Origin of the sequence: Thermocatellispora tengchongensis, assembly GCF_014202315.1 — a bacterium.
Lineage (GTDB): Bacteria > Actinomycetota > Actinomycetes > Streptosporangiales > Streptosporangiaceae > Thermocatellispora > Thermocatellispora tengchongensis.
In genome coordinates, this window is the sequence record NZ_JACHGN010000052.1 from 1 (window position 1) to 9,296 (window position 9,296).

The window sequence follows — 9,296 nt, forward strand, 5'->3', positions numbered from 1 at the left end:
GAGCGGGTCGTGCGGTCCCTGGCCGAGGTGCACGTCCGGGGTGTGCCGGTGGACTGGCGGGCGGTGCTGACGCCCGCACGGCCGGTGGATCTGCCCACGTACGCGTTCGCGCGGGAGCGGTACTGGGTCGAGGGAATGACGGCGGCTCCCATCGGGACCCGGGCCGGCGACCCGGCGGAGGATCGGTTCTGGGCGGCCGTGGACGACGGCGATGTGGCCGGCCTGGCCGAAACCCTCGCGGTGGAGGGGCAGCGCCTGGAGGAGGTGCTGCCGGCACTGGCGTCATGGCGGCGCCGGGAGCGGAACAAGTCGCTCACGGCGGACTGGCGGTACCGGATCTCCTGGGTTCCGGTCGCCGATCGCCGCCCGGCCGTGCTGAGCGGAACGTGGCTCGTGGTCACCGGGTCGGCGGGCGCGGGTTCGGCTCGTGAATGCGTCCAGGCGCTGGCCGGTCATGGCGCGGATGTCGTGCTGGCCGAGGTTTCGGCGACGGACCGGGAAGCCCTCGCGGCCCGGGTGCGGGAAGCCGTCGGGACGCAGGCCGTCTCCGGGGTGGTGTCGCTGCTGGCGTTGGACGAGGAGCCGCCGGCGGACGCTCCGGTGGTGCCGGTCGGTCTGGCCGCCACGGTCGCGCTGATCCAGGCCCTCGGCGACGCCGGGACGACCGCGCCGCTGTGGGTGCTGACCTCGGGAGCGGCCGGGCCTGAGCGAGCACCGGCCCGCCTGGCGCAGGCCCAGGTGTGGGGGCTGGGGCGGGTCGCCGGTCTGGAGCACCCGGACCGGTGGGGCGGCCTGATCGACGTGCCCGAGGTCCTGGACGGCGTGGCGGCGGAGCGGTTGTGCGCCGTGCTGGCCGGGTCGGGTGAGGACCAGGTGGCGATCCGGGACACGGGCGTGCTGGCCCGCCGCCTGGTACGCGCTCCCCGGCCGAAGGGCGGGGGTGCGTGGGCGCCGCGGGGCAGCGTTCTGGTGACCGGGGGAACCGGCGCGATCGGTGGCCGGCTGGCCCGCTGGGCCGCGACCCGGCGCGCGAAGCGGGTGGTGCTGACGAGCCGTTCCGGTCCGGCTGCCACCGGGATCGCGACCCTGGCGGCGGAACTCGCGGCGGCGGGGACGTCGGTGGCGGTGCTGGCCGGTGATGTAGCCGTCCGATCCGAGGTGGCCGCCCTGATCCAGTGGATCGGTGCGAGCGGGCCCGGGGTGAGTTCGGTGTTCCACGCGGCCGGTGTGGGTGGCGGTGACGCGCTGGCCGACCTGGACGTGGCGGGTCTGGGCGTGTCGATGGCGGCCAAGGCCGGTGGCGCGGCGCATCTGGATGCGCTGGCGGTGGATCTGGACGCGTTCGTGACGTTCTCCTCCGGTGCGGCGACGTGGGGCAGCTCCCACCTCGGCGGGTATGCCGCCGCCAACGCCTTCCTGGACGCGCTGGTGGAGGACCGCCGTGCGCGTGGGCTGGCGGGGACGTCGGTGGCGTGGGGGCTGTGGGGCGGCGGCGGGATGGCCGAGGGCTGGTCCGGGGCGATGTTGCAGCGGATGGGCCTGCGGGAGATGGACCCCGACCTCGCGATCGGCGTGCTGGCGCAGACGGTGGATCAGGGCGAGGGGCCGATCACGGTCGCCGACATCGACTGGGCGCGGTTCGCCCCGGTGCTGACCGTGCACCGGGCCAGCCCGCTGATCGGTGACCTGCCCGAAGCCCGGGAAGCACTCAGCGAGCCGGCGGCTGAGCAGGGAACCGCCGGTACCGAACTCATGGCCCGGCTGACGGGCCTGAACCGAGCCGACCAACTCCGGATGCTGACCGACTTGGTGCGGACCGAGGCGGCCATTGTCCTGGGCCACTCCTCTCCTGAGGCTCTGGCGGCCGGGCGGGCGTTCAAGGATCTCGGGTTCGATTCCCTGACCGCGGTCGAGCTGCGCAACCGGCTGAACGCCGCGACCGGGATGAGCTTGCCGGCCACGCTGGTGTTCGACTACCCGACCTCGGCGGCGCTGGCAGGGTTCCTGCGTTCGCGGCTGCTGGGTGATCGGGACGAGGTCGCGGTCGTGACCGCTGCCGTTTCGGATGAGCCGATCGCGATCGTCGGTATCGGGTGTCGTTTCCCGGGTGGGGTGCGTGGTCCGGAGGACTTCTGGCGGTTGCTGGCGGGCGGCGCCGATGTGGTCTCGGACCTGCCGACCGACCGCGGCTGGGACATGTCGGCCATTTACGACGCGGCCTCCGAGCCGGGGCAGGTCCCTCGCGGCGGGTTCGTCTACGACGCGGGCGAGTTCGATCCGGGATTCTTCGGCATCAGCCCGCGCGAGGCCCTGACCATGGACCCGCAGCAGCGGCTGCTGCTGGAGACCTCCTGGGAAGCCCTGGAGCGGGCCGGAATCGACCCCGGACTCCTGCGCGGGTCGCCGACCGGCGTGTTCATCGGGGCCTCCTGGTCCGGATACGGCCTCGATCGGCAGCAGGAAGCGGACGGTGACAAGAGGCACCTGCTGACCGGCACGTCGAGCAGCGTGCTGTCCGGGCGGATGTCGTACGTGCTGGGCCTGGAAGGGCCGGCGGTGTCGGTGGACACGGCCTGCTCGTCCTCGCTCGTCGCGCTGCACATGGCAATCCAGGCGCTGCGGTCGGGCGAATGCACGCTGGCGCTGGCGGGCGGCGCGTTCGTGGCGGCCACCCCGGTCATGTTCACCGGCTTCAACGCCCAGCTCGGCCTGGCGAAAGACGGCCGCTGCAAGGCGTTCGGAGCCGCAGCGGACGGAATGGGCATGGCCGAGGGCGTGGGCGTCCTGGTGGTGGAGCGGCTTTCCGACGCCCGCCGCAACGGGCACCGGGTGCTCGCCGTGGTCCGGGGCAGCGCGGTCAATCAGGACGGCGCCTCGAACGGGCTGACAGCGCCCAACGGTCCCTCCCAGCAGCGGGTCATCCGGGCGGCGCTGGCCAACGCGCGCTTGTCGGCCGCCGATGTGGACGCGGTGGAGGCACACGGCACCGGCACGACCCTCGGGGACCCGATCGAGGCCCAAGCCCTGCTGGCGACCTACGGGCAGGACCGGCCGCAGGATCGTCCGCTGTGGCTGGGGTCGGTGAAGTCGAACATCGGTCACGCCCAGGCCGCGGCCGGGATGGCCGGCGTGATCAAAATGGTGCTGGCCCTGCAACACCAGGAACTGCCGCGGACCCTGCACGCGGACGAGCCCTCGCCGCACATCGACTGGTCCTCCGGCGAGGTACGCCTGCTGAACCGGGCCGTGGCCTGGCCCGCCGGCGACCGCCCCCGCCGGGCCGGGGTGTCGGCCTTCGGGATGAGCGGCACCAACGCCCACGTCATCCTGGAGGAAGCCCCCGACCCGGCCGCGGACGGCGAGGTCGGCGGTCCGCCCTCGGGACCGGCGGTGCTGGCCGACCCATGGCCGCTGTGGCTGCTGTCCGGGCGCACCTCCGGCGGTCTGTCCGCGCAGGCGCGGCGGCTGGACACCCACCTGATCACGCGTCCGGACCTGGACCCGGTCGATGTGGCCTGGTCGCTGGCGACGACCCGCTCGGTGTTCGAGCACCGCGCCGTCGTCGCCGGGGCCGGCCGCGACGACCTCCTGCCGGGCCTGAGGGCTGTGGCCTCCGGCGAGCCGGCGGCCGGTGTGGTCACCGGCACCGTGCTGGGCGGCCGGCCGCGAGTGGGATTCCTGTTCGCCGGTCAGGGGGCGCAGCGGGCCGGGATGGGCCGGCACCTGCATGCGGCGTCGCCGGTGTTCGCGTCCGCGTTCGACGAGGCGTGCGGGCTGCTGGAGGCGGAGCTTGGCCTTCCGATCAGGGACGTCGTCCTCAGCGGCGATGAGGACGATCCGCGGGCCGATCAGACCGTGTTCGCCCAGACCGGGTTGTTCGCCGTCGAAGTGGGTCTGGTCGCGCTGCTGGCGGCGGCCGGGATCGTGCCGGACGCGGTGGCCGGTCACTCGGTGGGGGAGATCGCGGCGGCGTACGCGGCGGGCGTCCTCACCCTGGAGGACGCCTGCCGGCTGGTCGCGGCGCGGGCGCGGCTGATGCAGGCCCTCCCCGAGGGCGGCGCGATGGCGGCGATCGAAGCCGGCGAGGCGGAGATCCTCGCGACGCTGGACGAGGCGTCCCGGGTGTCGGTGGCGGCGGTGAACGGCCCGTCGTCGGTGGTGATCTCGGGCGATGAGACCGCCGTTGACGCGGCGCTCCACATGTGGCGGGAGCGGGGCCGGCGGGTGCGCCGGCTGCGGGTGAGCCACGCGTTCCATTCGGCCCTGATGGACCCGATGCTCGACGATCTCGGTGCGGTGGCGGCGGGGCTGGAGCACGCGGCACCGGCCGTGACCTGGGTGGGGACGCTGACCGGTGCCGTCATCACGGTCCCGGACGCGGCGTACTGGGTCCAGCAGGCGCGTGAGCCGGTCCGGTTCGCCGACGCCGTCGCCACGCTTTCGGGCAGGGGTGTTTCGGTGTTCATCGAGATCGGCCCCGACGGGACGCTGTCGGCGATGGGCCCGGCCGCTCTCGACGAGTTCGACGGCACGACGGAACCGGTGTTCATCCCGCTCCAGCGTCCGGACACGCCCGCGCAGAGCTCCCTGCTGGCCGCCCTGAGCCGCGCCCACGTCAACGGCGTCGATGTGGACTGGACCGCCGTCCTGCCGGCCGGGCGGCGAGTCGAACTGCCCACCTACGCGTTCGCCCGCGAACGGTTCTGGGTGCACGCGGAGCAGCCGAGCGGCCCGGCGGGCATCACCGACCGTGGTCCGGAAAGTGCCGAGGAGAGGCGGTTCTGGGCGGCCATCGAGAGCGGCGACGTCCGGGCCCTGGCCGAGACGCTGGCCGTGGAGGATCAGGAACGGCTCGACGGCCTCATGCCGATGCTCACCTCGTGGCGCCGCCGCGAGCGGGAGGAGTCGGTCACGGCGGGCTGGCGGTACCGGACGTCGTGGGCGCCGGTGCACGACCCGTCGCCGGCCAAGCCGGTGGGGACCTGGCTGGTGGTCGGTGCCGGTGACGAACTGGCCCAGGAGTGTGTCCGGGCGCTGACGGCCCGGGGCGCGCAGGCCGTGCTCGTCGAGCTGGGTCCCGACGATGTGGACCGTGAGTCGATCGCCGCCCGGATCGGCGAGGCACTGGCCGATGGCGTGCCTGTCGGGGTCGTGTCGCTGCTGGCGCTGCGTGAGGGGGCGCTGCCCGGCTTCGACGTGGTGCCGGCCGGGGTCGCGGGCACGCTGGGCTTGGTTCAGGCGCTGGGTGACGCCGGGCTTACCGCGCCGTTGTGGGTGCTCACCCGGGGAGCGGTGGCCGCCGCCCCCGCCGACGCGGTGACGGCTCCGCTCCAGGCGCAGGTCTGGGGGCTGGGGCAGGTGGTCGCTCTGGAGCACCCCGACCGCTGGGGCGGGCTGATCGACCTGCCGGCCGTCCTGGACGACCGGGCCGCCGACCGGCTGTGCGCGGTGTTGTCCGGTTGCGGGGAGAATCAGGTGGCGATCCGGGATGTGGGAGTCCTGGGCCGTCGTCTGGTCCGGGCCGATTCCGCTCCCGGCGTCGGGCCGGGGTGGGTGGCGCGGGGGACGGCGCTGGTGACCGGTGGTACCGGTGCGATCGGTGCGCGGGTGGCGCGCTGGCTGGCCGGGCGTGGGGCCGAGCGGGTCGTGCTGAGCAGTCGTTCGGGCGCGGGTGCGGTGGGTGTGGCGGGGCTGGCGGCGGAGCTGGCCGAGGCCGGGACCGCGGCCGTGGTGGTCGCGGCCGATGTCGCCGACCGGGCGGAGGTCGCCGGGCTGCTGGAGGCGATGGCGGCGGGTGGGCCGCCGTTGCGGACGGTGGTCCACACCGCCGGAGTGCTGGATGACGGGGTCGTGGATCGGTTGGACGTCTCGCGGCTGGCCACGGTGCTGGGGCCGAAGGCGGGCGGGGCTGCGGTGCTGGATGAGCTGACCGCCGTTGTGGATCTGGACGCGTTCGTGTTGTTCTCCTCCTCGGCCGGGACGTTCGGCGGCGGCGGGCAGGGCAACTACGCGGCGGCGAACGCGTACCTGGACGCGTTGGCGCGGAACCGGCGCGGTCGCGGGCTGCCCGGCCTCTCGCTGGCCTGGGGCGTGTGGGCCGGCGGCGGGATGGCGCAGTCGGGCGAGGCGGTGCGGCAGCGGCTCGACCGCGGTGTGCTGCGGGCGATGGACCCGGACCTGGCGCTGCGGGTCCTGGGGCAGGCGCTGGACGACGCCGGTCCGGACGGCGTGCTGACCGTGATGGACGTGGACTGGACGCGGGCGGCGTCCCGGATGGGCGACCTGCGCCGGGTCCCGCTCGTACGCGACCTGCCCGAGGTCCGCGCCCTCCCGGCCGCCGAGGCGCCCGATGAGGAGCAGGCCGGCACCGATCTCGCCCGCCACCTGGCCGGCCTGAGCCGGGCGGCCCAGGAGCAGAGGCTCACCGATCTGGTCCGGGCCGAGGCGGCGTCGGTGCTCGGCCACCCCTCCGCCGCGGCGGTCGATGCCGGGCGGGCGTTCAAGGACCTCGGGTTCGATTCCCTGACCGCGGTCGAGCTGCGGAACCGGTTGAACGCCGCCACCGGTCAGCGGCTCCCCGCCACCGTCGTCTTCGACTACCCGACGTCGGCGGCGCTGGCCGCCCATCTTCGGGCCGCGATCCGCCAGGACGAGGACACGGCGCCACCGGTGTTCACCGAAATCGACGCACTGGAATCCACTCTTTCGGCCATACCGGCAGGCAGTGATATTCGCGCGGATATCACGGTCCGCCTGCAGACCCTCCTTTCGAAATGGATCAGTGCTGACGACATCCCGAAGGAGAACGAGGCTGTCGGCAAACTCGATGCCGCGACCGCCGATGAGGTCATCGACTTCATCGACAAAGAACTCGGGGTGCCGTAGCTCCGATGCTCATCGGGCATCCGGCACTGGACTTGAAGGAGACCACTGATGGTAGAGAATGAAAAACTTCTGGCCTACCTGAAGCGGGTATCGGCCGAGTTGTATGACACCCGTGAACGTCTGCGCAAATTCGAGATGGGCGAGGTGGAGCCCGTCGCCATCGTCGGGATGAGCTGCCGGCTCCCCGGAGGCGCCGACAGCCCGGAGACCCTGTGGGAGCTGCTGGCCACGGGCACGGACGCGATCTCCGGGTTGCCGTCGGGCCGGGGCTGGGAAACCGAGATCGAGATCGACTCCGACTCCACCATGTGCCGGGGCGGGTTCGTCCACAACGCGGCCGAGTTCGATCCGGGCTTCTTCGGGATCAGTCCGCGCGAGGCGCTGGCGATGGACCCGCAGCAGCGGCTGATGCTGGAGATCTCCTGGGAGGCGCTGGAACGCGCCGGGATCGACCCGAAATCACTGCGAGGATCGCCCACCGGGGTGTTCGCCGGAGGCACCTATTCCGGGTACCCGGCGAGCGCGGCCGCCGGGTCCGGCATCTACCAGTTGACCGGGACGGCGCCGAGCGTCATCTCGGGCCGGGTCTCGTACGCGCTGGGCCTGGAAGGGCCCGCGGTGACGGTGGACACGGCGTGTTCGTCGTCGCTGGTGGCCCTGCACCTGGCCGCCCACGCGCTGCGATCGCAGGAGTGTTCGCTCGCCCTGGCGGGCGGGGTGACGGTGATGGCCGTCGCCGCGGCGTTCTCCGAGATCTCACGTCAGGAAGGGCTGGCGGAGGACGGCCGCTGCAAGGCGTTCTCGGCGGACGCGGACGGAACGGGCTGGGCCGAGGGCGCCGGAGTCCTGGTACTGGAACGGCTGTCGGACGCGCGGCGGAACGGGCACCGGGTGCTGGCGGTGCTCCGTGGCAGTGCGGTGAATCAGGATGGCGCGTCGAACGGTCTGACGGCGCCGAACGGTCCGTCGCAGCAGCGGGTGATCCGGGCGGCGCTGGCCAGTGCCCGGTTGTCGGCGGCGGACGTCGATGCGGTGGAGGCGCACGGCACGGGCACGGTGCTGGGTGACCCGATCGAGGCGCAGGCGCTGCTGGCGACCTACGGGCAGGACCGGCCGGAGGATCAGCCGTTGTGGCTGGGGTCGGTGAAGTCGAACATCGGCCACACCCAGGCCGCCGCCGGGGTGGCCGGGGTGATGAAGATGGTGCTGGCGCTCCAGAACGGTCTGCTGCCGCCCACGTTGCACGCCGATGAGCCGTCGCCGCACATCGACTGGTCGGCCGGGCGGATTCGGCTGCTGAACGAGGCCGTGCCGTGGCCGGCCGCCGACCGCCCTCGGCGGGCCGGAGTGTCGTCGTTCGGGATCAGCGGTACCAACGCCCACGTCATCCTGGAAGAGGCTCCGGCCGCCGAGCCCGAGACACCGGACCAGGAACATCCGGACACCACCCCGCCGGTGCTGACCGAGGCTCCGGCCTGGCTGGTCTCGGGGCGGAGCCGGGAGGCGCTGCGGGCCCAGGCCGCCCGGCTGGCCGCGCACCTGGACGCCGCTTCGGATGCCGATCCGCTGGATGTGAGCTGGTCGCTGGCGACCACCCGTTCGACGTTCGAGCATCGGGCGGTGGTCCTCGGCGCGGGCCGGGAGGGGTTGGCGGCGTTGGCGGCGGGTGAGTCGTCGGCCGGTGTGGTGAGCGGGGTGGCCGGTGCGGTGAGTCCGGTCGTGTTCGTGTTCCCCGGTCAGGGGTCGCAGTGGGTGGGGATGGGCCGGGAGCTGGCGGAGTCGTCGCCGGTGTTCGCGGCCCGGTTGGCCGAGTGTGAGCGGGCTCTGGCTCCGTATGTGGACTGGTCGCTGGGTGATGTGCTGGCCGGGCGGGAGGGCGCGCCAAGCTTTGATCGGGTGGATGTCGTGCAGCCGGCGCTTTGGGCGATCATGGTGTCGCTGGCGGCGGTCTGGCAGGCCGCCGGAGTGAACCCGGGCGCGGTGGCCGGGCATTCGCAGGGCGAGATCGCGGCGGCGGTCGTCGCTGGAATCCTGTCCTTGGAGGACGCCGCCAAGGTCGTGGCGCTGCGCAGCCGGGCGCTGACCGCGTTGTCGGGCCGGGGCGGGATGCTCTCGATCGCCGAGCCCGCGGACGCGGTCCAGGCGCGCGCGGCGTCGTGGCACGGCCGGGTGTCGGTGGCGGCGATCAACGGGCCCGAGGCCACCGTCGTCTCCGGAGACGTCGCCGCACTCGAAGAGATGGCCGCCGGCTGCGAGCGGGACGGTGTCCGGGCTCGCCTGCTGCCGGTCGATTACGCCTCCCATGGGCCGCAGGTCGAGGCCCTGCGGGAGGAGATCCTGGCCGCTTTGGACGGGATCAGCCCGCAGAACGGATCGGTGCCGCTGGTGTCGGCCCTGACCGGCGAGGTTCT

At 73.4% G+C, this 9,296-nt stretch carries 2 protein-coding genes; both read left to right on the top strand.

Going from position 1 to position 9,296, the window contains the following annotated elements; translation table 11 throughout:
• Positions 1-9 precede the first annotated feature (9 nt).
• Positions 10-6,885: a type I polyketide synthase gene (locus HNP84_RS50770; RefSeq protein WP_221337786.1), complete on the top strand. Its 6,876-nt coding sequence runs from the start codon at positions 10-12 to the stop codon at positions 6,883-6,885.
• A 48-nt stretch (positions 6,886-6,933) separates the two neighbouring features.
• Positions 6,934-9,296 (top strand): type I polyketide synthase (locus HNP84_RS50775; RefSeq protein ID WP_185057368.1); only part of this gene is annotated, 2,363 nt, incomplete at its 3' end.